21 protein-coding genes and 4 tRNA genes are annotated in these 26,981 nt (G+C 54.9%); 4 read left to right on the top strand and 21 right to left on the bottom strand.

Going from position 1 to position 26,981, the window contains the following annotated elements; genetic code table 11:
• Positions 1–487: 487 nt before the first annotated feature.
• From AM410_RS07740 to trxA, 17 genes are all read right to left on the bottom strand, one after another.
• A tRNA-Pro gene (locus AM410_RS07740) sits at positions 488–564 on the bottom strand.
• Between the two features lie 44 nt (positions 565–608).
• Positions 609–695, bottom strand: a tRNA-Leu gene (locus AM410_RS07735).
• 21 nt (positions 696–716) lie between these two features.
• A tRNA-His gene (locus tag AM410_RS07730) sits at positions 717–792 on the bottom strand.
• A gap of 67 nt (positions 793–859) precedes the next feature.
• Positions 860–936 (bottom strand) — tRNA-Arg (locus tag AM410_RS07725).
• Positions 937–1,038: 102 nt separating this feature from the next.
• Positions 1,039–2,424, bottom strand: a complete 1,386-nt coding sequence (gene thrP, locus AM410_RS07720; protein ID WP_014172144.1) for a bifunctional threonine/serine APC transporter ThrP — start codon at positions 2,422–2,424, stop codon at positions 1,039–1,041.
• Positions 2,425–2,621: 197 nt separating this feature from the next.
• The gene (gene wecG / locus AM410_RS07715; protein WP_020882887.1) at positions 2,622–3,362 is read right to left on the bottom strand and encodes a lipopolysaccharide N-acetylmannosaminouronosyltransferase; all 741 of its coding nucleotides are present in this window, start codon (positions 3,360–3,362) and stop codon (positions 2,622–2,624) included.
• Between the two features lie 12 nt (positions 3,363–3,374).
• Positions 3,375–4,727 (bottom strand): ECA oligosaccharide polymerase, encoded by a 1,353-nt coding sequence (wzyE, locus tag AM410_RS07710; protein ID WP_020882888.1) that lies wholly within the window; start codon positions 4,725–4,727, stop codon positions 3,375–3,377.
• On the bottom strand, positions 4,724–5,803 hold the full coding sequence (locus AM410_RS07705; RefSeq protein WP_032679220.1) for a TDP-N-acetylfucosamine:lipid II N-acetylfucosaminyltransferase: 1,080 nt from the start codon (positions 5,801–5,803) through the stop codon (positions 4,724–4,726). Before AM410_RS07705 ends, wzyE begins: the two co-directional genes overlap by 4 nt.
• Positions 5,800–7,050, bottom strand: coding sequence for a lipid III flippase WzxE (gene wzxE / locus AM410_RS07700; protein ID WP_014172149.1), 1,251 nt, complete (start codon positions 7,048–7,050; stop codon positions 5,800–5,802). Before wzxE ends, AM410_RS07705 begins: the two co-directional genes overlap by 4 nt.
• 1 nt (position 7,051) lies before the next feature.
• Positions 7,052–8,182 (bottom strand): dTDP-4-amino-4,6-dideoxygalactose transaminase, encoded by a 1,131-nt coding sequence (rffA, locus tag AM410_RS07695; RefSeq protein WP_049023038.1) that lies wholly within the window; start codon positions 8,180–8,182, stop codon positions 7,052–7,054.
• Positions 8,183–8,186: 4 nt separating this feature from the next.
• Positions 8,187–8,864, bottom strand: coding sequence for a dTDP-4-amino-4,6-dideoxy-D-galactose acyltransferase (rffC, locus tag AM410_RS07690; RefSeq protein ID WP_049023039.1), 678 nt, complete (start codon positions 8,862–8,864; stop codon positions 8,187–8,189).
• Positions 8,861–10,123 carry a UDP-N-acetyl-D-mannosamine dehydrogenase gene (gene wecC, locus AM410_RS07685; RefSeq protein WP_014172152.1) on the bottom strand — a complete coding sequence of 421 codons (1,263 nt, stop codon included), beginning with the start codon at positions 10,121–10,123 and terminating at the stop codon, positions 8,861–8,863. Before wecC ends, rffC begins: the two co-directional genes overlap by 4 nt.
• A complete protein-coding gene (wecB, locus tag AM410_RS07680) occupies positions 10,120–11,250 on the bottom strand; it encodes a non-hydrolyzing UDP-N-acetylglucosamine 2-epimerase (RefSeq protein WP_014172153.1) in 1,131 nt (376 codons plus the stop codon). Before wecB ends, wecC begins: the two co-directional genes overlap by 4 nt.
• Before the next feature lie 56 nt (positions 11,251–11,306).
• The gene (wzzE, locus tag AM410_RS07675) at positions 11,307–12,353 is read right to left on the bottom strand and encodes an ECA polysaccharide chain length modulation protein (RefSeq protein WP_020882894.1); all 1,047 of its coding nucleotides are present in this window, start codon (positions 12,351–12,353) and stop codon (positions 11,307–11,309) included.
• Positions 12,354–12,366: 13 nt separating this feature from the next.
• Positions 12,367–13,470: a UDP-N-acetylglucosamine--undecaprenyl-phosphate N-acetylglucosaminephosphotransferase gene (wecA, locus tag AM410_RS07670; RefSeq protein WP_014172155.1), complete on the bottom strand. Its 1,104-nt coding sequence runs from the start codon at positions 13,468–13,470 to the stop codon at positions 12,367–12,369.
• 242 nt (positions 13,471–13,712) lie between these two features.
• The gene (rho, locus tag AM410_RS07665; protein ID WP_008501566.1) at positions 13,713–14,972 is read right to left on the bottom strand and encodes a transcription termination factor Rho; all 1,260 of its coding nucleotides are present in this window, start codon (positions 14,970–14,972) and stop codon (positions 13,713–13,715) included.
• 341 nt (positions 14,973–15,313) lie between these two features.
• Positions 15,314–15,643, bottom strand: coding sequence for a thioredoxin TrxA (gene trxA, locus AM410_RS07660; RefSeq protein ID WP_004386384.1), 330 nt, complete (start codon positions 15,641–15,643; stop codon positions 15,314–15,316).
• Positions 15,644–15,787: 144 nt separating this feature from the next.
• Here trxA and rhlB point away from each other — a divergent pair, with 144 nt between their 5' ends.
• Together rhlB and gppA are read left to right on the top strand one after the other, a co-directional pair.
• A complete protein-coding gene (gene rhlB / locus AM410_RS07655) occupies positions 15,788–17,053 on the top strand; it encodes an ATP-dependent RNA helicase RhlB (RefSeq protein ID WP_014172158.1) in 1,266 nt (421 codons plus the stop codon).
• Between the two features lie 6 nt (positions 17,054–17,059).
• Positions 17,060–18,544 (top strand): guanosine-5'-triphosphate,3'-diphosphate diphosphatase, encoded by a 1,485-nt coding sequence (gppA, locus tag AM410_RS07650; RefSeq protein WP_073397810.1) that lies wholly within the window; start codon positions 17,060–17,062, stop codon positions 18,542–18,544.
• Positions 18,545–18,592: 48 nt separating this feature from the next.
• Here gppA and rep read toward each other — a convergent pair whose 3' ends face one another.
• Positions 18,593–20,617 carry a DNA helicase Rep gene (gene rep / locus AM410_RS07645; RefSeq protein ID WP_014172160.1) on the bottom strand — a complete coding sequence of 675 codons (2,025 nt, stop codon included), beginning with the start codon at positions 20,615–20,617 and terminating at the stop codon, positions 18,593–18,595.
• Between the two features lie 85 nt (positions 20,618–20,702).
• Between rep and ppiC the strand changes: the two genes are divergently transcribed.
• On the top strand, positions 20,703–20,984 hold the full coding sequence (gene ppiC / locus AM410_RS07640; protein WP_008501570.1) for a peptidylprolyl isomerase PpiC: 282 nt from the start codon (positions 20,703–20,705) through the stop codon (positions 20,982–20,984).
• A 66-nt stretch (positions 20,985–21,050) separates the two neighbouring features.
• Here ppiC and ilvC read toward each other — a convergent pair whose 3' ends face one another.
• Positions 21,051–22,526 carry a ketol-acid reductoisomerase gene (gene ilvC / locus AM410_RS07635; protein ID WP_108647687.1) on the bottom strand — a complete coding sequence of 492 codons (1,476 nt, stop codon included), beginning with the start codon at positions 22,524–22,526 and terminating at the stop codon, positions 21,051–21,053.
• A gap of 153 nt (positions 22,527–22,679) precedes the next feature.
• Here ilvC and ilvY point away from each other — a divergent pair, with 153 nt between their 5' ends.
• Positions 22,680–23,570, top strand: coding sequence for an HTH-type transcriptional activator IlvY (gene ilvY, locus AM410_RS07630; RefSeq protein WP_108647685.1), 891 nt, complete (start codon positions 22,680–22,682; stop codon positions 23,568–23,570).
• Here ilvY and ilvA read toward each other — a convergent pair.
• On the bottom strand, positions 23,567–25,111 hold the full coding sequence (gene ilvA, locus AM410_RS07625; protein WP_025202773.1) for a threonine ammonia-lyase, biosynthetic: 1,545 nt from the start codon (positions 25,109–25,111) through the stop codon (positions 23,567–23,569). The genes ilvY and ilvA overlap by 4 nt on opposite strands.
• A gap of 2 nt (positions 25,112–25,113) precedes the next feature.
• Positions 25,114–26,964 (bottom strand): dihydroxy-acid dehydratase, encoded by a 1,851-nt coding sequence (ilvD, locus tag AM410_RS07620; protein WP_014172164.1) that lies wholly within the window; start codon positions 26,962–26,964, stop codon positions 25,114–25,116.
• Positions 26,965–26,981 lie beyond the last annotated feature (17 nt).

Genomic DNA, 26,981 nt, shown 5'->3' with positions numbered 1-26,981 from the left:
TATAAAAGCAGGCGTTAAAACAGGTCTGTAAGACAACATATTTGGTGCTTCACTCAACGTTATGCCCATGGTGTCTGATGAGGCCGAAGCGACATCTGTCAGTGGACGATAAGCACCGTAAATGGCTCTGCGTCATTCCTGAGTTTATGAGGCACTAAGGCGAACATAAGAGATGGAATGAGCATCTACACGTATATTATTGCACGTAACGTGCCAACTTAACACGCAGAACTTTTACATCGCGCAACATTTTAAGATAAAAGGAAATTATGTTGTTGAGCGGTATCTTAGACCCGACAACCTGCTGATAAACACGACGAAATGTCGTCTGGAGGAGACACGAATGCCGCCAAATTATTATATCTTTTACTTTCAGTGTGTTATGTGTCGCTGAATCGCGACAAGGAAGCCGGCTGTTGTCGTGGAATCACTACAGAGGGGGAAAGGCGCAGAAAACAAAAAACCCCGCCGAAGCGGGGTTCAAAATTGGTCGGCGAGAGAGGATTCGAACCTCCGACCCACTGGTCCCAAACCAGTTGCGCTACCAAGCTGCGCTACTCGCCGATGTACTGCTTTTTGAATTTTTAGTTCAATTCATTAAAAAGTCGTGGTGCGAGGGGGGGGACTTGAACCCCCACGTCCGTAAGAACACTAACACCTGAAGCTAGCGCGTCTACCAATTCCGCCACCTTCGCAATTCACAACTCTTTCAATAATGGGGTGGCTAATGGGATTCGAACCCACGACAACTGGAATCACAATCCAGGGCTCTACCAACTGAGCTATAGCCACCACTGTATTCTTTCACGCGGTACTGACTACTTCTCAGACCACCGCAGCTCTAGCGCCGGGACTAAAATGGCGCGCCCGACAGGATTCGAACCTGAGACCTCTGCCTCCGGAGGGCAGCGCTCTATCCAGCTGAGCTACGGGCGCTTAGCGCCGTTGCGGGGCTGGATATTACGTACCTCCGACCCCGCTGTCTAGTGCTTTTTTGAAAAAAATGCGCGTTTGGTTATGGTTTGCACATTTTGCCGCTTATTCCTCCACTTTCTGCGAGGTAGCGCGGCGGCCCAGACCAAAAAGCTTATACGCCGCGGTCACCGCCGCCAGGAAGATCATCCCGACAAACAGCGACATGCGCGTATCTTCATTAAAGTACATTCCGATTAATACGCAAACCAGGAACGCCATCGTCAAATAGTTGGCGTACGGGAACAGAATGGAACGGAACGGATGGCTGGCGATGGCCTTTTTATGTGCCTGACGGAAACGCAGCTGGCTAATCAGGATAACAAACCAGGGCACCATACCTGGCAGCACGCTGGCGCTGTAGACATAAACGAACACGCGCTGCGGATTCGGGATGATGTAGTTCAGGCAGGAGCCAATCAGCAGGATCACAATCGACACCGCCACACCCGCAACCGGTACGCCCGCACGCGAAACTTTCGCCATTGCCGCTGGCAGCTGGTTGTTTCTGGACAGCGCGTAGAGCATACGTCCGCAGCTGTACATCCCGCTGTTGCAACCTGACAACGCCGCCGTCAGAACCACAAAGTTAATGATGCCTGCTGCTGCCGTGATGCCAATCTTCGCGAAGGTCAAGACAAACGGGCTACCGGTCGTGCCAATTTCATTCCACGGGAAGATGGTTACGATAACGAAGATCGCCCCCACATAGAAAATCAGGATACGCCACAGCACCTTGCCTACGGCGCTTCGCAGCGTAACCTGCGGGTTTTTCGCTTCACCCGCGGTAATACCGATAAGCTCGACCCCCTGATAAGAGGCCACAACGATACACAGTGCCGTCAGGAAGCCCTTCCAGCCGCCCGCAAAGAAGCCGCCGTTTTCGGTCAGGTTACCAAAGCCAATGGCGTGCCCGCCGTTGCCAAAGCCGAAGAAGATAACGCCCAGCCCGACCACAATCATCACGATGATGGTGGTGACTTTGATCATCGCAAACCAGAATTCGATTTCACCATAAAGACGAACCGCGGCAAGGTTTGCCAGTGCCACCAGCCCCACGGCAATCAGCGCCGGTATCCACTGGACCATGTCCGGGAACCAGAACTGCACATAGACCCCTATCGCCGTGATTTCAGAGATGCCAACCGCCATCCACATAAACCAGTATGACCATGCCGTCAGGTAGCCAAAGAACGGGCTCATATATCGGTGCGCGTAAACGGCGAAGGAACCCGTGACGGGCTCCATGAAGAGCATTTCGCCCATCGAACGCATGATGAAGAAAACGAACAATCCCGCAATGATATAAGCCAGCAAGACCGAAGGTCCTGCCCATTTGAGCGTGCTTGCGGAGCCCATAAACAGGCCCACGCCGATAGTGCCGCCCAGCGCTATCAGTTCAATATGACGAGCCTCCAGCCCACGCTGTAGCTCCGGTTTTTTCTCTGCCATAGATCCTCGATTGTGTTTGCTGTTTCCCGACTTCAGGCCAGGTATTGTTTTTTAGGGGTACTAAAATACGGGGCGAATGGTTTCTTAAAATGCGGCAAATGGCAAACGATGCATAAAAAAAATGAATGCATTGCACAGATTCGCAGCAGTTTTGCAGGGGAGTTGCAGCGCGAACAGCATATCGCGCTACATTTTGATTACATTTTCCCGGTGTAGTGCCAGGTAAGGTAGCGAAGCAGACGGATCTGTCGTGTAATCCGCGTCGGCTGAGATAGCAGGCGATACAGCCACTCCAGCCCCAGGTTTTGCCAGACTTTGGGCGCACGCTTAACATGGCCGGTAAAGACGTCATACGTTCCGCCAACGCCCATATAAAGGGCATCCGGACACACCTGACGGCAGTCACGCATCAGGATCTCCTGGCGTGGGGAGCCCATCGCCACGGTGATGATTTTCGCTCCACTGTCGCGAACGCGTTCAAACAGCGCCTGCCGGGCCTCTGGTTTGAAGTAGCCATCCTGGCTGCCCACGATGTTAACATTCCATTGACTGCGCAATTTCGCTTCGGTCTGCGCCAGTACCTCCGGCTTACCGCCAATCAGGAATACCGGCGTGCCTTCCGCCCCTGCGCGTGCCATCAGTTGCTCCCAGAGATCGGCCCCTGCCACGCGAGATACATTAGCGCCAGGATACTTTTTGCGGATTGAACGCACCACGCTGATACCGTCGGCATATTTAAATTCAGCCGCTTCTATCAGGCTTCTTACTTCGGCGTTGTCTTCCACCGCCAGCATCTTTTCCGCATTGATGGCGACCAGCGTACCGGATTTCATCTGACCACCAGCGAACAGAAAATCCAGCGCGTGTTGCATATCGCGCCAGCCAATAAGCTGCAGACCGCGCAGCGTATAGCGCGGTGCAGAAGTTTTATCCGTCATGACTTTCCCTACTCACACTTGCGACAGCGTTGTGCTGCCCTGCGGCTCGCGCTTATGCACAAGCCCTGCACTGTCAAACAGCCAGTACAACAGTTTGGCCAGTAACAGGCAGATGCCAAAAACGACCATGAAGAAAACTACGCGCGACACGAATGAATCCAGCCCTTCACGCGCCAGAACGATCATATTGAAAATGGCACCAAAGCAGAAACTGTGCAAAATAGCCGCCTTATAGCGGTTTGTTTCTTCGTTGCCGCGCACGTAGAGCCAGTCAAACCACTTGATGATCAGCCCCACCACCACCGCCCCCGGCAGGATAAACCAGCTTCCCCCCATCACCACCAGCGAGCCAATCAACGTAGGTGAGATCGCAAGGCCTGAGTGGTTGTTCAGCACTTCCCAGGTAAAATAGTTTGCCGTGTTGAGTACGACGCCGGGGCGGTCTGGCCACAGCCAGGTTGGGATAAAGACATAAAAGTCGCGCACAATAGGCGCAAGGCCCTGGAAATCGATTTTGTCGTAGTTTTGCAGCAACAACGCCAGGTTTTCCCACGGCGAGAAGGTGTCGCGCGTGAGATAGAGGAATGTGTAAAACGCCTCGTCACCGGCTACGTTGAGCCCGTAGCGCTTCAGGGCAAGCCAGAACATACCAACAATGCCAAACACCCCAGCAGCCACCAGCATCCATAAAGAGATCCACCCGCGGATGATGCCGATAAACAGGAAGATTGCGAAAGCGATGATGATGTTTGCACGCGTCCCTCCCACAATCATGTAGGTCAGGAAACCGAAGGCGACGGTACTCACCAGGAAAAACAGCCAGGCTTTGCTGTCCTGACGCAGGAAAAAGATCACCAGCATCGCCGGAATGAAGAAGTAGAAGAAGCGCTTAAGCGCCACGCCCGACACTTCGGCAGAAAAAATCTGGCTGTAGGACTGGAGCTTGAACAGCAGAAAACCATTGTGCATGAAGAAGATACCCACGCTTACCAGCGCGATCGTCATCAGCATCACCCACGTCAGGTGCGTCTCCACCCGGTTCATGGTGAAGAGCGCCCGGCGCGGCGCGGTGGATTGCGCTGAACGCAGGCGCGTTTTATAGGTGGCGTAATAGACGGCGTAGAAGCAGGTCGCTGCCAGGATCGCCTGGAGCAGGATCTCGGGTGGGGCAACGCTCACGTCAAACCGGAAGACCAGAATGCTGGTCAGCGGGAATCCGAAAAAGAAGGTCAGAAGAAACAGTAACGAGAAGAAGACGTTAAAGTTAAAACGCACCCGGCGAAACTCGAACCAGGTGAGCGTGGCGATAAATAAAGTGCTCAGAAGCCAAACGATCAGTAAGCCGCTGAATTGCAACTGGCTCATGCTTTGTCTCCTGCAGCGATACGCAGCGCGCGGTGCCACGGCGTGAGGTAGTTCGGGCTAAAGAAGTCGATGGCACTTTTGTCCACCAGCGCCAGTTGTCTCTGCGCTTCGCGGACCACCTCTTCGTTAAGCACATCGGAAGTAAACAGCACCGGCAGATGCTGCTCCGCCATGTCCTGCCAGAATGGGTTTTCGCGATTGAGTACGCAGGGCACACCCGCCTGAATCAGCAGACACAGCGTGCCAATTCCTTGCTGACGCGCAAAGATGAAATAGCCCAGATCGCACCGACGCAGCAGCGCAAGATACTCATCAAATTCCAGCTTATCGTGGAGAATGTGCACATTCGCGGCGCTAAATAACGCGAGTGCCTGCTGGCGGACCTCATTGATATAGGCATCGTTATTGGCCGGATACCCCATCGGCACAATCACATTGACGGTGTCGCCAAACTGCTGATGTACCGCCCTGAGCGCGGCAAGATGTTCATTGCTGCGATCGCCTGAGTTACCCACCAGAATCGTCAGTTTACCCTCGCGCGGCGTATCATTCGCCATGTTGTTCAGCGCCGGGTTCATTCGGGTCGGGAAATAGAGTAGCTCACCGCGTACGTCAGGGTGGCGTTTAGCAAAATAATTGAGATCGCCACGGGTCGCGAAAACGCATCCCACACGCCCCTGCGCCATGCGCCGCAACGGGTAGAAAAGACGGAATTTCCAGCCGCTGGAGACTTCGTAGAGATCGGCTCCCCAGATATGCCAGCTGCACTGCGAAGGTTTGATCCCCCCGCTCAGGAGCGCCAGCCACAGGCCGGTATTAAACTGCCCATGGAAAAAGAAACGTTGCTCACGATCCGCTTTGGCTTTGGCAACAACCGCCTTCGCCAGCGCAGCCTTGTCCGGCCAGAAAGAGAGTGTCAGCGTCGGACACGCCACGCTCAGGCCATTATCCTGACCAGCAACCATAAACTCACGAGCGTCGGGATCCCCCGATGCCAGTTCATCATTGAAGAACCGTAACACGGTCTGGTTATGGTGTGGGATATCCGATCCCAGTATGTGAATCAGTGCAGTCATGCGCGTTTACGCCAAAGTAAAAATACGCCGCAACAGGCAGCGAAATAAACGATATAGGTTGCCATATAGGCCTGAGCCGCCCCCAGCGCACCGTGTGCCGGGATCAACCAGTGTGAGAATGCGGTCAGTAATGCAAACTGGCTGATTTCCGCCAGGATATACAACCGTAGCGAGGCTTTCGCAATCACCAGATAACCAAAAACGTAAGCCCCCACTTTCAGTACATCGCCCACCAGTTGCCAGGCAAACAGATCGCGCATGGCGGTAAACTTCGCGGAGAAGAGCAGCCAGATGGCGACATCGCGCAATAGCCATACGGTTAAACTGGCTGCCGCAACGGCGGGAAGGACAAACCGCAGTGAGCGGGAAATTTCGCGCGTGATATCCTGCCTGGAGGTCAGGCGCGATAAGGTTGGCAGCAAATAGACGCTAAAGGAAGCCGTTATAAATTGGAGGTAGGCATCGGAAATACTGCTCACCCCTTGCCAAATCCCAACTTCGTCCCAGCTGTAATGCGCCGCCAGCAGGTTTCGCATCATCACATAGGCGACGGGGAGCGTGACGGAGGTGATGAGCGCCATCAGGGTAAATTTTCCCAGCTGGCTTGCCAGCACCTTATCCCATTGAGGTTTCAGGTAACTCAACGGAATGGTGCCCCGACGCATTAGCATGAACGCCGCCGGAACGACCACTAATGCCGGTACCAGCGCCAGCCCCAGCAACGCGCCTTCATAGCCGCCCAGCCGATAGCAAAAATAGTAGGCAATCACGCCGATGACGCTGCCGAGGATTAACGCCAGTGCGTTCCCGGCCGCATCACGAAAGCCTTTCATCAGCGCCAACAACAGGTTAGCCCAGGCAATGCCCAGCTGAACCAGCGCGACCAGACGAACCAGCCCCTGATAATGGGTGTGACCAAATAACCCCTGGCTTATGGGTGCCGCTGCCAGCAGGAAAATAACCGCCATCAGGGTCGAAAAGCCGGTGACCATCGCCGAGGATGTACCGACAACACGGCGAAGCTGGGCCGCATCATCATGGTACTGCGCAACGTATTTCGTGACGCCGTTGAAAATCCCTGCGCCGGCCAGTACCCCAAGGACGGTCACAAGCTGACGGAAATTCCCCGCCAGCCCGACGCCTGAAGGGCCGAATGAGACGGCCAGCAGCTTGACGACCAGTAGCCCGGCGCCAATTTTGACAAGTGTGGACGCGGCGGTCCACACCGATGCTTTTGCCAGAGACATATCAGCCGAAATAACTCAGAAGGGTGTTAATCACCGTACGCTGGTTAACAGGCGCGAGGTTGTAGAACAGTGGCAAACGAAGCAAACGCTCACTTTCTTTCGTGGTGTAGCGATCTTCACCCGCGAAGACCCCAAATGCCTCTCCTGCAGGGCTGGAGTGCAGCGGGATATAGTGGAACACCGCCAGAATTTCGGCTTCTTTTAGCCAGGCAATCAACTTGCTGCGATCGTCGTTATCGCGCAGTTTGATATAGAACATATGGGCATTATGGACGCAATCAGCCGGAAGGGTCGGCAACTCAATTCGTCCGGCTTGAGCCAGCGGTTGCAGCGCGTCGTAATAAGTTTGCCACAGGGACAGGCGCTGAAGATTAATGCGGTCCGCTGCCTCCAGTTGCGCCCACAGGTATGCCGCCTGCAGATCGGCCATCAGATAGCTTGAGCCAATATCGCGCCAGGTATATTTGTCTACCTGTCCCCGGAAGAACTGGCTGCGGTTGGTGCCTTTTTCACGGATCACTTCCGCACGCTCGACCAGCGCACGGTCGTTAATCAGCGTCGCACCACCTTCGCCACCGGCGGTATAGTTTTTGGTTTCGTGGAAGCTAAAGCAGCCGATATGGCCGATCGTTCCCAGCGCTCGCCCTTTATAGGTCGACATCACGCCCTGAGCGGCATCTTCAACCACGAACAGGTCATGTTTTTTGGCGATCGCCATGATGGTGTCCATCTCACACGCCACACCCGCGTAGTGAACCGGCACAATCGCACGCGTTTTGTCCGTGATTGCCGCTTCAATCAGCGTCTCATCGATGTTCATGGTATCCGGGCGAATATCCACAAAGACAATTTTCGCACCACGCAGGACAAAGGCATTCGCTGTAGAGACGAAGGTATAGCTCGGCATGATCACTTCATCGTCCGGCTGGATATCCAGCAACAACGCCGCCATTTCCAGCGATGCGGTACAGGACGGGGTCAGCAGGACTTTAGCGCTGTGAAACCGCTGTTCCATCCACTGCTGGCAGCGACGGGTAAAACCACCGTCACCACAGAGTTTGCCGCTGCCCATAGCAGACTGCATATAGTCGAGTTCAGTGCCCACGACGGGTGGTGCGTTAAATGGAATCATCTTGTCACCTGTATAACCAGTAAGCGGTGGCGTCGATGTTGGCACCACTCGCGATATAACGTTTAAGCGCGGCGGTGTTGCCCATCTGGGTTGCCACCCGCAGAGTCAAAAGCTGTTGCTGCTGCGCCCAGTGAAGCGCCGCCTGCATGAGTTTTTCGCCCATGCCGCGCCCGGCTAATAAACCAATACGCCCCTCGTTCGCGTTGAGCTTACGAAGCGAGACAAATCCCTCAATCTGGCCGCCTGCAGTGCGAAACACCAGGCACACATGGTCAAAGGTGCCTTTTACCGCGTTCTCTACCCACTGGGCGTAGAAACGCCCGCTGTCGTCCGGTGCATACCACGGTGCACGAAAGCGGCTCCGGGCAAACGCCTGCGCCGCCATCTGACGCAGCGCGGGGATATCCTGCTCCGTTGCCACTTCCGCACCGGGCGAATCATGGCAGACGAGCGTAATGGACAGATCAACCTCGCCTTCAACCAGCTGAAAACCTTGTTGCTGGAGCGCATCGAGCAGGTCGGCACGGTCTGCGGGGATCCTGGCCTGTACCCGCGGCCAGGCGGTGAAGTCGGCGTCAGTCAGAACCGGCGCATCGTCGCGCAGGCGTACGATGGCTGATGGCAGACCAAAAAAGGCACTCTCCCACTCAAGGGACTCGAGAACCCCCTTCAGGTGGCTCAACGCCAGACACCTTTCGTATCAACCACATACTGTTGGCGTACGGCATCACCGGACGTCGCTTTAAATTCTTTATGATCCACCAGCAGCACCAGCACATTCGCCGTCGCCAGCGCCTCATCCAGCGCGGTCAACGTACAGTGGCCCGCCAGTTTTGCCGGCAGTTCATGAATATTGGGTTCAACCACCAGCGTTTCGCCGGTGTGCCAGCCAGCGATCATCTCTGCAATCTCCATCGCCGGGCTTTCGCGTAAGTCGTCAATATTCGGTTTGAATGCCAGACCAAAGCAGGCAATTTTCAGCTCACTGGCGCGTTTGCCGCTCTCAGCCAGACAGTCCGCTACGGTGGCTTTCACCTGACTGAGCACCCAGTGTGGCTTGCTGTCATTCACTTCACGCGCGGTGCGGATCAGGCGGGCCTGCGCCGGGTTTTGCGCCACAATAAACCACGGGTCGACAGCGATACAGTGACCGCCCACGCCCGGGCCAGGCTGGAGGATATTCACGCGCGGATGGCGATTCGCCAGGCTAATCAACTCCCAGACGTTAATCCCCTGATCGGCGCAAATCAGCGACAGTTCATTCGCGAAGGCGATATTCACGTCCCGGAAACTGTTTTCCGTGAGCTTGCACATTTCGGCGGTGCGGGAGTTGGTCACCACACATTCGCCTTCAAGGAAAATCTTGTAAAGCGCGCTGGCGCGTGCTGAACAGACTGGCGTCATGCCGCCGATCACGCGATCGTTTTTAATCAGCTCTACCATCACCTGACCTGGCAGCACGCGCTCAGGACAGTAAGCAATATTGATATCAGCCTCCTCGCCCGCCTGCTGCGGGAAGCGTAAGTCAGGTCGGGCTTGCGCCAGCCACTGCGCCATCTGTTCGGTAGCGCCGACGGGCGAAGTGGACTCCAGGATCACCAGAGCCCCTTTTTTCAGGACCGGTGCAATCGATTTTGCCGCCGCTTCGACGTAAGCCATGTCGGGCTCATGGTCACCTTTAAAGGGGGTTGGCACCGCAATCAGATATGCATCCGCCTCGACCGGCGTCGTGCTGGCACGCAGGAATCCGCCATCAACCGCCTCTTTCACCACGCGGTCGAGATCGGGCTCCACGATATGAATTTCGCCACGGTTAATGGTTTCCACCGCACGCGCGTTGATATCCACGCCCACAACCTGTTTTTGACGGGAGGCAAACGCTGCCGCTGTGGGCAAGCCAATGTAGCCAAGACCAATGACAGAGATGGTAGTAAAACTCATAGCGATACCCGATTGTGTTTAAGTGCATGCAAAATACGGCCACAAGCCTGCCCATCGCCATACGGGTTATGGGCCCGGCTCATCGCCTGATACTCCTCGTCGTCGTGAAGCAGGCGCGTTACCTCTTCGACGATCAGCTGTGCATTGGTGCCGACCAGACGTACCGTGCCCGCTTTCACCGCTTCCGGGCGTTCGGTCGTTTCACGCATGACCAGCACAGGCTTGCCGAGAGACGGCGCCTCTTCCTGAATACCACCGGAATCGGTCAGGATCAGCCAGGCGTGGTTCATCAGCCAGACAAACGGCAAGTAGTCCTGCGGTTCAATCAGCAGGACGTTTTCTATATGCCCAAGGATACGATTGACCGGCTCGCTGACGTTAGGATTAAGGTGTACCGGGTAGACAATCTGCACATCCTGATTCTGCGCGGCGATTTCCGCCAGGGCATGACAGATTTGCTCAAAACCGCGTCCAAAGCTCTCGCGACGGTGGCCGGTGACCAGAATGGTTTTTTTGCCATTGTTCAGGAAGGGGTAGCGTGCGGCGAGTTCTTTCTGAAGATCGTTGTTTGACAGCACGCGGTCACGAACCCAAATCAGGGCATCAATCACCGTATTCCCGGTGACAAAGATTTTGTTGTCGGCAATATTTTCACGCAGCAGGTTCTGTCGTGAGTTTTCGGTGGGCGCAAAATGGTACATCGCCAGATGGCCGGTGAGTGTGCGGTTGGCCTCTTCGGGCCACGGCGAATAAAGGTTGCCGGTACGCAGACCCGCCTCAACGTGGCCGACAGGAATTCGCTGGTAAAACGCAGCCAGGCTGGTTGCCACCGTGGTGGTGGTATCGCCATGCACCAGAACCACGTCAGGTTTGAAGGACTCCAGAATCGGCTTGAGCTCTTGCAGAATACGGCAGGTTATCTCCGTTAACCCCTGCCCCGGTTTCATAATATTGAGATCGTAATCCGGGACGATAGAAAAGAGAGTTAAGACCTGATCGAGCATCTCACGGTGTTGGGCAGTGACGCACACTTTCGCTTCAATATCAGGATCACTGGCCAGCGCATGAACCAGAGGTGCCATCTTAATGGCCTCCGGCCTGGTGCCAAATACGGTAAGTACTTTCACATCGATTCTCTTCGATTAAACGATGAAGGCCGCAGCCTTCATCGTAGACGGCGTTCTTAGTTAGTGCGACGACGCGTTAACGCCACGCCTGCGCCAGTCAGCGCACCCACAATCCCCCACATGATCATCAGGAATGCGCGGCGCGGACTATCGCGTTTTACAGGTTCTTCAGGCGTTCGCAAATAACGATAGGTCTGAAAACGCGGGTCCATTGTTGGACCGACATTCAGGGTGTTCAGCATCGCGCGGTTTTGATCGTAGTCGAGGTCAAAATCAGGGCCAACGGCCTGGAGGTTTTCCAGTCGAGCCTGCAGCATTGGGCGCCCGAGAAGGAACATTTCTGAATCAGGCAGTTCATCTGCCGGCACGTCCGTCTCGGTGCGGGAAATATTGTGCTGTTCGGCAATTTTCAGCGCCTGCTCAATATTGTGTACACGGCGGGCGAAGATGGCTTTAGCCACCTCTTCCTGACGTTTAACCTGCGCTTTCATCTGTATAGTACGGGCAGCCCAGGCACCTTTCAGCTCTTCATTAAGGTGGCTTGCCGCACGCTGGCTGGCAAAGGCAACGTACTGGCGCAACAGGTTATTGGCATCCGGCGCGGTTTCGGCAATCAGCTTGACGCTGTCGTTGACGTTACGCAGTGCATCTCCCGGCATAAACTGAATGTTGTTAATCATATCATCCAGCAGCGCGGCATCGGCTTTACTGTTGCCCACCATCCGTTGCTTGTAATAATCCGTCTGGCTCCAGAAATCACGGCGCGTATCCCAGGAAGCCAGCTGCATCACAAACTCTTTATAGGCCTCATCCATGACGGAAGCCTGATCTGGGGTGGCCAGATTGGCTTTGATATCCAGGTTACGCAGGAACTGCTGCTGGGAATAGAACCCCCCGAGCATATTAACCGTTGGTTTATCAGTGATTGCCGTAGCGCTCCACTCTTGTTTTGCAAAGAAGGTGTAGGCCAGCGCTAACAATGCAAACCCCAGCGCGATCCCCGCAATCCAAAGTTTGCCTGCCCACAACACGCGAAACAAACCCCGAATATCCAGCTCATTCTCAGTTACCACTGATTTCGCTCCCGCCAACGGTTGAGTCATCATAGTCCCGGTTTTACTTAGTTAATGTTGTATTGTTGCCACTGTTGCGACGCATCCTGCGTTTAAGACGTTTAATAAACCGCGCCACTTTCCATGCGCGCTTAATGCAGTAGCCGTACAGGAAAAACGCTAGCAAGAATAATACCAACATGACCCATTCAGGGATGAAATGAGCATATTCCGCAGCCACCCCAATTGCGGCCAGAATAGCGGCAGCCAGGGTAATCAGCACAAACGCCTGACGTGAAGTAAAACCGGCACGCATGATGAGATGGTGAATATGCTGGCGATCGGGAGAGAAAGGACTCATTCCTTTACGCAGACGACGATACATAATCGCCACCATATCCATTAGCGGAATGGCAATAATCCACAGCGCTGTTACCGGGCTAATCGGGTGAGTTTTACCCTGTGTGGTCTCCAGCAAAATCCAGATAACGGTAAAGCCGATCAGCGTACTGCCCGCATCACCCATAAACACTTTATAGCGACGACCGAGCGCACCGAGATTTAAGAGGATATAAGGCAGAATGGCGGCAATCATGGCAAAACACCACATCGACAGGCTGTACTGACCATCGAACCATAAAATGATGCCGATTGCGGCAAACGAAACCGACGACAATCCACCGAGCAGGCCGTCAATACCATCCACCATGTTGAAAGCATTTATCGCCGCCCAGACGGCAAACAGTGTCAGGAAGAAACCAAAGGGACCCAGTACTAACTCCCAGGGTCCGAACACATAACCGAGGCTTCTCAGGTATAGCCCACCAACGACCATCATGATCACGCCAATGGCGGCCTGGACGGTGGCGCGAATTTTTACCGCGATATCGAACCGATCATCCAGCGCCCCGACTAACACCAGGACACCGGCGCAGGCAAGGTAGAGGGCGGCGTGTGGAATATAATAATCCGCAATACCAAACGTGAAACAGATACCAGCGTAAACAGAAATCCCTCCAACCAGAGGAATAAGTCCCTGATGACGTTTACGAAAATTAGGCTTATCCACCAACCCTATTCTTTTGGCCACCTTACGCGCGATGAACAAAAAACAGGTTGTGAATAAAAAAATACTGATTAGCTCAGTAACGGCGGTGAGTAGATTCACAATGGATTGCTCTCAACAAAAGTTAGTCCCGGAAGTATAACCATGAAGCCCCTGCCTCAGAAGTAATAAAGAAGGCTTCTTACAACTCCCTTTGTATATTTTTCAATCAATTATTTCATTAACTGCACAAACAGTCTTATTGTCGCACTGACTGATCTGAAATGGGAGTCTGCATTAATAGCGTATAAGCCATAAAAGAAAAACGCCACGTAAAAACGTGGCGCTTGCTGGCTTTATTTGCGTTACGAGCGTTTCATCATATCGAAGAAATCGTCGTTAGTTTTGGTCATCGCCAGTTTGTTAATGAGGAACTCCATTGCGTCGATTTCACCCATTGGATGGATGATTTTGCGCAGGATCCACATTTTCTGCAGCTCTTCCTGGGTGGTGAGCAACTCTTCTTTACGGGTACCGGAACGGTTGTAGTCGATTGCCGGGAAGACGCGTTTCTCAGCAATTTTACGAGAGAGGTGCAGCTCCATGTTACCTGTACCTTTAAACTCTTCGTAAATAACTTCGTCCATTTTGGAACCCGTATCGATCAGCGCCGTAGCGATGATGGTCAGGCTGCCGCCCTCTTCCACGTTACGTGCCGCACCGAAGAAGCGTTTTGGACGATGCAGGGCGTTAGCGTCCACACCCCCCGTCAGCACTTTACCGGAAGCCGGAACGACGGTGTTGTAGGCACGCGCCAGACGGGTGATGGAGTCGAGCAGGATGATCACGTCTTTCTTGTGTTCAACCAGGCGTTTCGCCTTCTCGATAACCATTTCCGCAACCTGAACGTGGCGAGATGCGGGTTCGTCAAAGGTAGAAGCAACCACTTCACCTTTAACCAGACGCTGCATCTCGGTCACTTCTTCCGGACGTTCGTCAATCAGCAGTACCATCAGTACGCAGTCTGGGTGGTTATAAGCGATGCTCTGCGCGATATTCTGCAGCAGCATGGTTTTACCCGCTTTTGGCGGTGCGACGATCAGACCACGCTGGCCACGACCGATTGGCGATGCCAGATCCAGGACGCGAGCGGTTAAATCTTCAGTTGAGCCGTTACCACGTTCCATGCGCAGGCGAGAGTTCGCGTGCAGCGGCGTTAAGTTCTCAAACAGGATCTTATTACGGGAGTTTTCCGGTTTGTCGAAGTTAACTTCATTCACTTTCAACAGCGCAAAGTAGCGTTCACCCTCTTTTGGAGGACGAATCTTACCTGAAATGGTGTCACCAGTGCGGAGGTTGAAACGGCGGATTTGGCTAGGGGATACGTAGATGTCGTCAGGGCCGGCGAGGTAGGAGCTGTCTGCAGAGCGGAGGAAACCAAATCCGTCTTGCAATATCTCCAGCACACCGTCGCCAAAGATATCTTCGCCACTCTTAGCGTGCTGCTTCAGGATGGCGAAAATGATGTCCTGCTTGCGCATACGAGCCTGGTTTTCCAGCCCCATATTTTCGCCGAGAGTGATCAGCTCAGAAACCGGCGTATTCTTTAATTCGGTAAGATTCATAATGGTGTGGGTTCTTAAACTCGGGGTGATACTCGAACTTAATGTTGTGAATGGTATGGCAGGGTCATCCATGCCTGTTTAGCGGCCATCAACTCATGTCTGTTCGCTGTCTGGTCACAGGGAAAAAACGCAGAACTGAAACGACAAGACGGATTGAGTGACAAGCCCGGAATTTAGCAACTTCACGCACTGTTTGTGTCAACAACGGGAAGTATCGGGTAAAACAAGATTCAAACAACAAGATATGTTTAAAACGAAGTCATAGCTAACTTAGCACGACTTCAGCCGGGCGTCCAGAGTTCCACATAATTTAGGCGCTCTGGACGCGCAGCAAAGAAACCTTACGCCAGGTTAGCGTCGAGGAACTCTTTCAGTTGACCTTTGGACAGTGCGCCCACTTTGGTCGCTGCCACTTCGCCGTTTTTGAACAGCAGCAGGGTCGGAATGCCACGGATACCGTATTTTGGTGCGGTGCCCGGGTTCTGGTCGATGTTCAGCTTGGCAACGGTCAGTTTGCCCTGATATTCGTCAGCGATCTCATCCAGAATCGGGGCGATCATTTTGCAAGGACCACACCATTCAGCCCAGAAATCGACGAGTGTCAGCCCGTCAGCCTTAAGTACGTCCGTGTCAAAACTGTCGTCAGTCAGGTGAATAATTTTATCGCTCATATATAACTCCACAGGAATAAGCCTGGTGCGTTGGTTTCGCCCTCATCAACGACGTGTTGATGTCGCATTAACCAACTAAAGGTTGACTTTATTTCACCGGATACGCTTTCGTAAAGCAATAGTAAGCTGATATTCTACCACACTATGAGCAAAACACATTTAACAGAACAGAAGTTTTCCGACTTCGCCCTGCACCCAAAAGTCATCGAAGCCCTTGAAAATAAAGGGTTTCATAACTGCACGCCCATTCAGGCTCTCGCCCTGCCGCTGACGCTGGCGGGACGTGACGTAGCAGGACAGGCGCAAACCGGTACTGGCAAAACGATGGCGTTTTTAACGTCAACGTTTCATTATTTACTTTCTCATCCAGCGATTGCAGACCGCAAAGTTAACCAGCCGCGCGCGCTAATTATGGCCCCGACGCGAGAACTGGCGGTACAGATCCACGCAGACGCTGAACCCCTGATGCAGGCTACGGGCCTGAAAATCGGCCTGGCTTATGGCGGCGATGGTTACGATAAGCAGCTGAAAGTGCTGGAAAGCGGTGTGGATATCCTGATCGGTACCACCGGCCGTCTTATCGACTACGCAAAACAGAACCACATTAACCTTGGTGCCATCCAGGTTGTGGTGCTGGATGAAGCTGACCGTATGTACGATCTGGGCTTCATTAAAGATATCCGCTGGCTGTTCCGCCGCATGCCACCCGCGAATCAGCGCCTCAACATGCTGTTCTCTGCGACCCTGTCGTATCGCGTACGCGAACTGGCATTCGAGCAGATGAACAACGCCGAATATGTGGAAGTGGAACCCGAGCAGAAAACCGGCCACCGCATCAAAGAAGAACTCTTCTATCCTTCCAATGAAGAGAAAATGCGTCTGCTGCAAACGCTGATCGAAGAAGAGTGGCCAGACCGCGCCATTATCTTCGCGAACACCAAGCACCGCTGTGAAGATATCTGGGGCCATCTGGCTGCAGACGGTCACCGTGTTGGCCTGCTGACGGGCGATGTTGCGCAGAAAAAACGCCTGCGTATTCTTGAAGAATTCACCCGTGGCGATCTCGATATTCTGGTCGCCACCGACGTCGCAGCGCGCGGCCTGCACATTCCAGCCGTTACGCACGTCTTTAACTATGACCTGCCGGATGACTGCGAAGACTATGTACACCGTATCGGTCGTACCGGTCGTGCGGGTGCAAGCGGCCACTCTATCAGCCTCGCGTGTGAAGAGTATGCGCTGAACCTGCCGGCGATTGAGACGTACATCGGCCATTCTATTCCGGTGAGTAAGTACAACCCGGATGCGCTATTAAGCGAACTGCCGCCGGCTAAGCGCCTTACCCGCGCCCGCTCCGGCAATGGCCCGCGTCGATCTGGCGCGCCGCGTAATCGTCGTCGCTCAGGTTAAACAATTATGCTCAGCTCCACCTCGCTTTATGCGGCAATTGATCTCGGTTCGAATAGTTTTCATATGCTGGTTGTGCGCGAGGTGGCGGGAAGCATACAAACGCTGACGCGCATTAAGCGCAAGGTCCGCCTCGCGGCGGGCCTGAGCAGCGATAATCACCTCTCTCCTGAAGCCATGGAACGTGGCTGGCAGTGCCTGCGACTCTTTGCAGAGCGTCTGCAGGATATCCCGCATTCCCAAATCACCGTCGTCGCCACTGCAACACTCCGCCTGGCGGTTAACGCCGTGGATTTTATTGCCAAAGCGCAGGAAATTCTCGGTTGTCCGGTGCAGGTTATCAGCGGTGAAGAAGAAGCGCGCCTGATTTATCAGGGCGTTGCGCACACCACGGGAGGCGACGATCGTCGTCTGGTTGTGGATATCGGGGGCGCCAGTACCGAACTCGTGACCGGCACCGGTGCGCAGGCAACGTCGCTATTCAGCCTGTCGATGGGTTGCGTAACCTGGCTTGAGCGCTACTTTACTGACCGCAATCTGGGTCAGGAAAACTTCGACGAGGCGGAAACTGCCGCACGCGAGGTGTTACGCCCGGTGATGGACGAACTGCGCTACCACGGCTGGAAAGTCTGCGTGGGGGCCTCCGGTACCGTGCAGGCATTGCAGGAAATTATGATGGCGCAGGGCATGGATGAGCGGATCACGCTTGCCAAGCTTCAGCAGCTTAAACAGCGTGCCATTCAGTGCGGACGTCTGGAAGAGCTGGAAATTGAAGGCCTGACGCTTGAACGCGCGCTGGTATTCCCGAGCGGGCTCGCGATCCTGATCGCCATTTTCACCGAGCTGAACATCACATGTATGACGCTGGCGGGCGGCGCGCTGCGTGAAGGTCTGGTCTACGGGATGTTGCACCTGTCGGTCGATCAGGACATTCGCAGCCGTACCCTGCGAAACGTGCAGCGTCGTTTCCTGGTTGATATCGATCAGGCAGGCCGCGTGGCACAGCTGGCGTCACGCTTCGCCGATCATGTGGCTAATGCCTGGGATCTGGACCCTTTGAGTCGCGATCTGCTGCTAAGTGCCTGTGCACTGCATGAAATCGGGCTGAGCATTGATTTTAAACAGGCTCCGGCTCATGCCGCTTATCTGGTGCGTAACCTCGATTTACCCGGCTATACCCCTGCGCAGAAAAAGTTGCTGGCAACGCTGCTGCTGAACCAGACCAATGCCGTTGACCTCTCCTCTTTGCATCAGCAAAACGCCGTACCGCCGCGCGTAGCCGAGCATATGTGCCGCCTGCTGCGTCTGGCTATTCTGTTTGCCAGCCGCCGCCGCGATGATTTGCTGCCGGCACTCAATCTGGTGGCGGATGACGAGAAACTTTCGCTGACGTTGCCAGAAAACTGGCTGGATAATCATCCGCTTGGGGCGGAGATGGTCGAGCAGGAGTGTCAGTGGCAGAGCTACGTACACTGGGTGCTTGAGGTGAAATAATGGGTCGGACATGCCCGGTAGCGCTACGCTTGCCGGGCGTGTAACAACCTACCCCTTCTCTTTGGCTTTCGCCAGCATGGCGCGGATGTTAGCGACGTTCGCCTGCCCCTTATGCATCCGCTCTTCAGCCGTAATCACTTTACGCTCCTGCTCCCAGATGAGGTCGTCCTGCGGAAGTTCCAGCAGGAAACGGCTCGGCTCCGGGCGCACCAGTTCACCATATTGTCTACGCTCTTTGCACAGCGTGAAGGTCAGCTCTTTCTGAGCGCGCGTGATGCCTACATAGGCCAGACGGCGCTCCTCATCGACGTTATCTTCATCAATGCTGCTCTGGTGCGGCAGTAACCCCTCTTCCATGCCAACCAGATAGACATACGGGAATTCCAGACCTTTTGATGCATGCAGCGTCATCAGCTGAACCTGATCGGCCTCTTCTTCGCTCTCGCCTCGCTCCATCATATCGCGCAGGGTAAAGCGGGTAACCACCTGCGTCAGGGTCATCGGTTCATCAATCTCCGAGCCTTCCAGCATTTCAGTCATCCAGCTGAACAGCTGGTTAACGTTTTTCATGCGCATCTCGGCCGCTTTCGGACTGGCGGAGGTTTCATACAGCCAGGACTCGTAGTCGATACCGTGGATAAGGTCGCGCACGGCGGCGATAGGTTCGCGCTCTGCCAGCCGCTGCACTTCACCAAGCCAGTGTGTAAAGCGGGTTAATGAATCGTAGCCGCGTCCGGTGAGCGTCTGACTCAGCCCCATATCGAAGCTGGCGGTAAACAGACTCTTATTACGCGTCATCGCCCACTCGCCAAGCTTTTGTAGCGTCGCCGGGCCAATTTCTCGTTTCGGGGTATTCACGATACGCAGAAACGCGCTGTCATCATCCGGGTTAGTGAGCACACGCAGGTAGGCCAGAAGATCTTTGATTTCGGGCCGCGAGAAGAAGGAGGTTCCGCCTGAAATTTTGTACGGGATGCGGTTTTGCATCAGCATCTTTTCAAAGACGCGTGACTGGTGGTTGCCGCGATAGAGGATCGCGTAATCTTTGTATTCGGTTTTATTGACGAAGTGGTGGGCTATGAGTTCGCCTGTGACCCGCTCCGCTTCGTGCTCTTCATTGTTGGCGCTGAGCACTTTTAGCTCTGTACCGTAACCCAGTTCGGAGAACAGGCGTTTTTCGAACACGTGCGGGTTGTTGGCGATCAGGATATTCGCGGCTTTAAGGATACGCCCGGAGGAACGGTAGTTCTGCTCCAGTTTGATCACCTGCAGCGCCGGGAAATCTTTACTCAGCAGGACCAGGTTTTGCGGACGCGCACCGCGCCAGGAGTAAATGGACTGATCGTCATCTCCGACCACCGTGAAACGCGCGCGCTGTCCCACCAGCAGTTTCACCAGTTCATACTGGCTGGTATTGGTGTCCTGATACTCATCCACCAGCAGGTAGCGGATTTTATTCTGCCAGCGCTCACGCACCTCTTCATTACGCTGCAGCAGTAGCGTGGGAAGCAGGATCAGGTCGTCGAAATCCAGTACGTTACAGGCTTTCATATGCGCATCGTACAGACCGTAGCAGTGGGCGAAGATCCGATCCCGCTCGCCTTTGGCGATCGCCGCGGCCTGGGCCGGGGTCATCAGATCGTTTTTCCAGTTGGAGATCGTCGAGATCAGCTGTTGCAGCAGAACCTTATCATCTTCGATCAGCCCCTCGGTGAGCTCCTTGAGCAGGGCCACCTGGTCGGTATCGTCAAACAGTGAGAAGTTGGATTTCATCCCCAGCGCGGCGTATTCACGTTTGATGATATCCAGCCCCAGCGTATGGAAGGTGGAAATCATCAGACCGCGCGCCTCTTTACGCCCCAGCGTCTGGCCGACACGCTCTTTCATCTCGCGCGCTGCTTTGTTGGTGAACGTCACCGCCGCGATGTGGCGAGCCTGATACCCGCAGCCGCGGATCAGGTGGGCAATCTTATTGGTAATGACGCGCGTTTTGCCGGATCCCGCGCCCGCCAGCACCAGACAGGGTCCAGTGACAAATTCGACGGCTTGTTGTTGTCCGGGGTTTAAACGCATAAATGATCACTCAATGAAAGTCAGGAGGGGAGAATAACAGCGTGGTAGTATAGCGAGCCTAATCCATACCACTCAAGGCACGATCATGGCAAAAACCGCGGCAGCACTGCATATCCTTGTAAAAGAAGAAAAACTGGCTCTGGATCTTCTCGAGCAGATCAAAAACGGCGCCGACTTCGGCAAACTGGCGAAGAAACACTCTATTTGTCCGTCAGGTAAACGCGGCGGTGATTTAGGTGAATTCCGTCAGGGTCAAATGGTTCCGGCGTTCGATAAAGTGGTCTTTTCCTGCCCGGTGCTGGAACCCACAGGCCCACTGCACACGCAGTTTGGCTACCATGTTATTAAGGTTCTGTACCGCAAATAACAGCAAGGCCTTCTCTCAGAGAAGGCCTTGTACGTTTAGTCAGGTCAGGGCAAGCCCGCCCGGGTATTAACCTGCTACCGCGATACGTTTCATATCGGTCATGTAGCCACGCAGTTTCTGGCCCACTTTCTCGATTTCATGGCCGCGAATGGCTTCGTTTACATCACGCAGCTGCGCGTTATCCACTGCACCTTCCGCAATCGCTTTGCCCAGGTCGCCCGGCTGCAGAGTCGTCATGAACTCTTTCAGCAGCGGTACGCAAGCGTAAGAGAACAGGTAGTTACCGTACTCGGCGGTATCAGAGATAACCACGTTCATTTCGTACAGACGCTTACGGGCGATGGTGTTCGCAATCAGCGGCAGCTCGTGCAGTGATTCATAGTAGGCAGACTCTTCGATGATGCCGGAATCCACCATGGTTTCGAACGCCAGCTCAACGCCAGCTTTCACCATCGCAATCATCAGAACGCCTTTATCGAAGTACTCCTGCTCGCCGATTTTACCTTCAAACTGTGGGGCGGTTTCAAAAGCGGTTTTACCGGTCTCTTCACGCCAGGTCAGCAGTTTCTTATCGTCGTTAGCCCAGTCCGCCATCATGCCGGAAGAGAACTCGCCGGAGATAATGTCGTCCATATGTTTCTGGAACAGCGGTGCCATGATCGTTTTCAGCTGTTCAGACAGCGCGTAAGCACGCAGTTTCGCCGGGTTGGACAGACGGTCCATCATCAGCGTGATACCGCCCTGCTTCAGCGCTTCGGTGATCGTTTCCCAGCCGAACTGAATCAGTTTTTCTGCGTATGCCGGGTCTGTACCCTCTTCCACCAGCTTGTCGAAGCACAGCAGAGAGCCCGCCTGCAGCATACCGCACAGGATGGTTTGCTCACCCATCAGGTCAGATTTAACTTCCGCGACGAAAGACGATTCCAGAACGCCCGCACGGTGGCCACCCGTTGCTGCAGCCCATGCTTTGGCGATCGCCATACCTTCGCCTTTCGGATCGTTTTCCGGGTGAACGGCGATAAGCGTTGGCACGCCGAAGCCACGTTTGTACTCTTCACGTACTTCTGTACCCGGGCACTTCGGCGCCACCATCACAACGGTGATGTCTTTACGGATCTGCTCGCCCACTTCAACGATGTTAAAGCCGTGGGAGTAACCCAACGCCGCACCGTCTTTCATCAGCGGCTGCACAGAACGCACAACGTCAGAGTGCTGTTTGTCTGGCGTCAGGTTAACCACCAGGTCTGCCTGGGGGATCAGTTCTTCGTAGGTACCGACTTTAAAACCATTTTCGGTCGCTTTGCACCAGGACGCACGCTTCTCAGCAATCGCTTCTTTACGCAGGGCGTAGGAGATATCCAGACCGGAGTCACGCATGTTCAGGCCCTGGTTCAGACCCTGGGCGCCGCAGCCGACGATGACCACTTTTTTACCCTGAAGGTAGCTCGCGCCATCGGCAAATTCGTCGCGCGCCATAAAGCGGCATTTGCCCAGCTGCGCCAGCTGCTGGCGCAAATTCAGTGTATTAAAGTAGTTAGCCATAATGGACTCCGTGATGTTGTGTTGTTGTGCTTATTGTTCGGTTCGCTTTTGCGAGAATGAACTTACTATATGACAGGAAATTTATTGCGGAAATTGATATATTCACAACGTCACGTTGCAATATTTGCAATGTAAAAAGGGGGAGTGAAATCAGTGGATTTACGCGATCTGAAAATGTTCCTGCATCTGGCGGAAAGCCGTCACTTTGGGCGCAGCGCCCGGGCGATGCACGTCAGTCCCTCCACGCTTTCGCGCCAGATCCAGCGCCTTGAGGAAGACCTCAGCCAGCCTCTGTTTGTACGCGACAACCGTACCGTCACCCTGACGGAGGCCGGTGAGGAGTTACGGGTCTTTGCCCAACAAACGCTGCTGCAGTATCAACAGCTGCGACACACCATTGACCAGAAAGGGCCATCGCTGTCCGGCGAGCTGCATATTTTCTGCTCCGTGACCGCGGCCTATAGCCATCTGCCGCCGATTCTTGACCGCTTTCGCGCAGAACAACCGTCGGTGGAAATTAAACTCACCACCGGTGATGCCGCCGACGCAATGGAAAAAGTGGTGACAGGCGAGGCGGATCTCGCCATTGCCGGGAAACCCGAAACCCTGCCAGGCGCTGTCGCGTTCTCAATGCTGGAAAACCTGGCGGTCGTGTTGATTGCCCCCGCGTTACCCTGCCCGGTGCGTAATCAGGTGTCGGTGGAAAAACCGGAGTGGTCCACGGTGCCTTTTATCATGGCCGATCAGGGGCCGGTGCGCCGTCGTATTGAGCTCTGGTTTCGTCGCCAGAAGATCAGCAACCCGTCGATTTACGCGACGGTTGGCGGGCATGAGGCGATGGTGTCAATGGTGGCGCTGGGCTGCGGCGTGGCACTGCTGCCGGAGGTGGTCCTGGAGAACAGCCCGGAACCGGTGCGTAATCGCGTGATGATTCTGGAGCGCAGCGACGAAAAAACGCCGTTTGAGCTTGGCGTATGCGCACAAAAAAAGCGGCTGCAGGAGCCGCTTATTGATGCCTTCTGGCAGATACTGCCTAACCACTAGCCCGCCAGGAAGAACCTGAACGCCGGGTTATGGGTTTCATCGTGACACTCATAGCCCAGCTCGTTCAGCCGCGTTTCGAAATCAGGCTCGTGCTCGCCCAGTTCGAAGGCGGCCAGCACGCGTCCATAATCGGTACCGTGGCTGCGGTAGTGGAACAGAGAGATGTTCCAGTGCGTGCCCAGCGTATGCAGGAACTTGAGCAACGCGCCCGGTGACTCCGGGAACTCGAAGCTGTAGAGACGTTCCTGCAGCGGCTTCGACGGACGCCCGCCCACCATATAACGCACGTGCAGTTTCGCCATCTCATCGTCGGAGAGATCCACGACGCTGTAACCACCTTCGTGGAGCAGGTGGAGGATCTCTTTACGCTCTTCCAGACCACGGCTTAACCGTACGCCGACAAAAATGCAGGCATCTCGGGCGTCGGCAAAACGGTAGTTAAACTCCGTGACTGAACGGCCGCCCAACAGCTGACAAAACTTCAGGAAGCTGCCCTTCTCTTCCGGGATGGTAACCGCCAGCAGCGCTTCGCGTTGCTCACCCAGCTCGCAGCGTTCGGAAACATAGCGCAGACCGTGGAAGTTCACGTTGGCACCAGAAAGGACATGCGCCAGACGCTCGCCGCGGATGTTGTGCTGCGCGATGTATTTCTTCATCCCCGCCAGCGCCAGCGCGCCGGAAGGTTCCGCTACCGCACGCACATCTTCGAACAGATCTTTCATTGCGGCGCAAATGGCGTCGCTGTCGACGGTGATAATATCGTCAAGATACTCCTGGCAAAGACGGAAGGTTTCATCGCCAATGCGTTTAACCGCCACGCCTTCAGCAAACAGCCCGACGCGTGGTAAGTCCACCGGATGACCGGCATCCAGCGCCGCTTTCAGACAGGCCGAGTCTTCCGCCTCAACGGCAATCACTTTGATTTGCGGCATCAGCTGTTTGATCAGCACCGCTACGCCCGCCGCGAGGCCGCCACCGCCAACCGGCACGAAGACGCGGTCGAGATGCGCATCCTGCTGCAGCAGCTCAAGCGCCAGCGTCCCCTGCCCGGCAATGACCATCGGATGATCGAACGGCGGCACCCAGGTAAACCCCTGTTGCTGCGCCAGCTCTATCGCTTTTGCTTTGGCTTCGTCAAAGTTTGCGCCGTGGAGCAACACTTCACCGCCGAAACCGCGTACGGCATCCACTTTGATATCGGCAGTAGCAACCGGCATAACAATCAGCGCTTTCAGCCCCAGGCGCGCAGAGGAGAACGCGACGCCCTGCGCGTGGTTGCCCGCAGAGGCGGTAATTACCCCCCGCGCTTTTTGCTCGTCGGTCAACCCGGCCATCATCGCGTAGGCGCCACGCAGCTTGAAGCTGTGTACCGGCTGGCGGTCTTCGCGTTTCACCAGAATCACGTTGTCGAGGCGCGAGGAGAGTTTCTCCATTTTCTGCAGCGGCGTAACCTGCACGGCTTCATAGACCGGTGCACGTAGCACCGCCCTGAGGTATTCCGCCCCCTCAGGGGCGGCGGATAACGGTTGCGACTCGGCCATCATTAGCCCCCAAGTTTCGATTTGTCGCGCACCGCGCCTTTATCTGCACTGGTGGCAAGGCTCGCATAGGCACGCAGGGCGAAGGAGACGTCGCGCTGGCGATCTTTTGGCGTCCAGGCTTTGTCACCGCGAGCTTCCTGGGCTTCACGACGCGCCGCAATATCCTGGTCGCTCAGTTTCAACTGAATACCGCGATTCGGGATATCAATTTCGATCAGATCGCCATCCTCAATAATCGCGATGTTGCCGCCGCTTGCCGCTTCCGGTGACACGTGGCCAATGGAGAGACCAGACGTACCGCCAGAGAAACGTCCGTCGGTGATCAGCGCACAGGCTTTACCGAGGCCCATGGATTTCAGGAAGGTGGTGGGATAGAGCATCTCCTGCATACCCGGCCCGCCTTTCGGCCCTTCATAGCGAATGACAACCACGTCGCCTTCCACCACTTTACCACCGAGAATAGCCTCTACCGCGTCGTCCTGGCTTTCGTACACTTTTGCCGGGCCGGTGAATTTGAGAATGCTGTCATCCACACCTGCGGTTTTTACAATACAGCCGTTTTCTGCAAAGTTACCGTAGAGCACGGCCAGACCGCCGTCCTTGCTGTAGGCATGTTCCAGTGAGCGAATACAGCCTTCTGCACGATCGTCATCCAGCGTGTCCCAGCGGCAATCCTGTGAGAAGGCCTGGGTGGTACGAATACCTGCCGGGCCGGCGCGGAACATCTTTTTCACCGCATCGTCTTTCGTGAGCATGACGTCGTATTTGTCCAGCGACTCCGGCAGCGTCAGGCCGAGCACGTTTTTGACGTTGCGGTTCAGCAGCCCGGCGCGATCCAGTTCACCGAGAATACCCAGTACGCCACCCGCACGGTGGACATCTTCCATGTGGTATTTCTGGGTACTCGGCGCAACTTTACAGAGCTGCGGTACTTTGCGGGACAGCTTGTCGATATCGCTCATGGTGAAGTCGATTTCAGCTTCCTGCGCAGCGGCCAGCAGGTGGAGAACGGTGTTGGTGGAACCGCCCATGGCAATATCCAGCGTCATGGCATTTTCAAACGCGGCTTTGCTGGCGATATTACGCGGCAGCGCGCTTTCATCATCTTGCTCATAGTAGCGTTTGGTCAGCTCAACGATGCGTTTACCGGCATTGAGGAACAGCTGTTTACGGTCGGCGTGGGTCGCCAGCAGCGAGCCGTTGCCCGGCTGAGACAGACCCAGCGCTTCGGTCAGACAGTTCATGGAGTTCGCGGTGAACATACCTGAGCAGGAGCCACAGGTTGGGCACGCAGAACGTTCAACCTGATCGCTTTGCTCATCAGAAACTTTTGGATCCGCGCCCTGAATCATCGCATCGACCAGGTCGAGCTTGATGATTTTATCGGAAAGCTTGGTCTTACCCGCTTCCATTGGACCGCCGGAGACGAAGATCACCGGAATGTTCAGACGCAGGGAAGCCATCAGCATCCCTGGGGTAATTTTGTCGCAGTTGGAGATACAAACCATGGCATCCGCGCAATGGGCGTTCACCATATACTCCACCGAGTCGGCGATCAGCTCACGCGACGGCAGTGAATAGAGCATACCCCCGTGACCCATCGCGATACCGTCATCCACCGCAATGGTGTTGAACTCTTTCGCCACACCGCCGGAGGCTTCGATTTGCTCGGCAACGAGTTTGCCGAGATCGCGCAGGTGCACGTGGCCCGGCACAAACTGGGTGAAGGAGTTCACCACGGCGATAATAGGCTTACCGAAATCGGCGTCGGTCATCCCGGTGGCGCGCCACAGTGCGCGGGCACCCGCCATGTTACGGCCATGAGTGGTGGTGGCGGAACGATACTTAGGCATGCTTTATTTACTCCCGT

The sequence above is a fragment of the Enterobacter cloacae complex sp. FDA-CDC-AR_0164 genome, assembly GCF_003071645.1.
Lineage (GTDB): Bacteria > Pseudomonadota > Gammaproteobacteria > Enterobacterales > Enterobacteriaceae > Enterobacter > Enterobacter ludwigii.
This window is presented reverse-complemented; position numbering and strand designations above follow the sequence as displayed.

Bases quoted from the DNA above. Each gene is read 5' to 3' on its own strand.
- thrP (WP_014172144.1), bottom strand. From the start codon at position 2,424: ATGGCAGAGAAAAAACCGGAGCTACAGCGTGGGCTGGAGGCTCGTCAT.
- wecG (WP_020882887.1), bottom strand. From the start codon at position 3,362: ATGACGGATAAAACTTCTGCACCGCGCTATACGCTGCGCGGTCTGCAG.
- wzyE (WP_020882888.1), bottom strand. From the start codon at position 4,727: ATGAGCCAGTTGCAATTCAGCGGCTTACTGATCGTTTGGCTTCTGAGC.
- AM410_RS07705 (WP_032679220.1), bottom strand. From the start codon at position 5,803: ATGACTGCACTGATTCACATACTGGGATCGGATATCCCACACCATAAC.
- wzxE (WP_014172149.1), bottom strand. From the start codon at position 7,050: ATGTCTCTGGCAAAAGCATCGGTGTGGACCGCCGCGTCCACACTTGTC.
- rffA (WP_049023038.1), bottom strand. From the start codon at position 8,182: ATGATTCCATTTAACGCACCACCCGTCGTGGGCACTGAACTCGACTAT.
- wecC (WP_014172152.1), bottom strand. From the start codon at position 10,123: ATGAGTTTTACTACCATCTCTGTCATTGGTCTTGGCTACATTGGCTTG.
- wzzE (WP_020882894.1), bottom strand. From the start codon at position 12,353: ATGACTCAACCGTTGGCGGGAGCGAAATCAGTGGTAACTGAGAATGAG.
- rho (WP_008501566.1), bottom strand. From the start codon at position 14,972: ATGAATCTTACCGAATTAAAGAATACGCCGGTTTCTGAGCTGATCACT.
- trxA (WP_004386384.1), bottom strand. From the start codon at position 15,643: ATGAGCGATAAAATTATTCACCTGACTGACGACAGTTTTGACACGGAC.
- rhlB (WP_014172158.1), top strand. From the start codon at position 15,788: ATGAGCAAAACACATTTAACAGAACAGAAGTTTTCCGACTTCGCCCTG.
- gppA (WP_073397810.1), top strand. From the start codon at position 17,060: ATGCTCAGCTCCACCTCGCTTTATGCGGCAATTGATCTCGGTTCGAAT.
- rep (WP_014172160.1), bottom strand. From the start codon at position 20,617: ATGCGTTTAAACCCCGGACAACAACAAGCCGTCGAATTTGTCACTGGA.
- ppiC (WP_008501570.1), top strand. From the start codon at position 20,703: ATGGCAAAAACCGCGGCAGCACTGCATATCCTTGTAAAAGAAGAAAAA.
- ilvC (WP_108647687.1), bottom strand. From the start codon at position 22,526: ATGGCTAACTACTTTAATACACTGAATTTGCGCCAGCAGCTGGCGCAG.
- ilvA (WP_025202773.1), bottom strand. From the start codon at position 25,111: ATGGCCGAGTCGCAACCGTTATCCGCCGCCCCTGAGGGGGCGGAATAC.
- ilvD (WP_014172164.1), bottom strand. From the start codon at position 26,964: ATGCCTAAGTATCGTTCCGCCACCACCACTCATGGCCGTAACATGGCG.